Origin of the sequence: Christiangramia aestuarii, from assembly GCF_009735585.1 — a bacterium.
Taxonomy (GTDB): Bacteria; Bacteroidota; Bacteroidia; order Flavobacteriales; family Flavobacteriaceae; genus Christiangramia; species Christiangramia aestuarii.
In genome coordinates, this window is record NZ_VJVW01000089.1 from 1 (window position 1) to 448 (window position 448).

General features: G+C 75.0%; 1 protein-coding gene. It reads right to left on the reverse strand.

Annotation, left to right across the window (positions count from 1 at the left end; genetic code table 11):
- A partial coding sequence (locus FLP08_RS17045) for a hypothetical protein (protein WP_202912805.1) occupies positions 1-448 on the reverse strand: 448 nt, incomplete at both ends.

The window sequence follows — 448 nt, forward strand, 5'->3', positions numbered from 1 at the left end:
GCGTCCGGCTCGCGAGGAGCGCCAGCCGCGCGAAGGCCGTGAAGAGCGCGCCGAGCGGACACCCCGCGAAGAGCGCCAACCGCGCGAAGGCCGCGAAGGTCGCGAGGAACGCAGCGAACGCCGCCGCGAAGAGCGCGCCGAACGCCCGGCTCGCGAAGAGCGCCAACCCCGCGAAGGCCGTGAAGAACGCGCCGAGCGCCCGACCCGCGAAGAGCGCCAGCCGCGCGAGGATCGCCAGGCTCGCGACGCCGCGGCCCTGGAAGCCGAGGCGCTGCCGAACGACGAGAGCCTGGAGCAGGACGAGCAGGACGATACCGATGGCGAGCGCCCGCGCCGCCGCTCCCGCGGCCAGCGTCGTCGCAGCAACCGCCGCGAACGCCAGCGCGAGGTCAGCGGCGAGCTGGAAGGCAGCGAGGCGACCGATAATGCCGCCGCGCCGCTGAACACC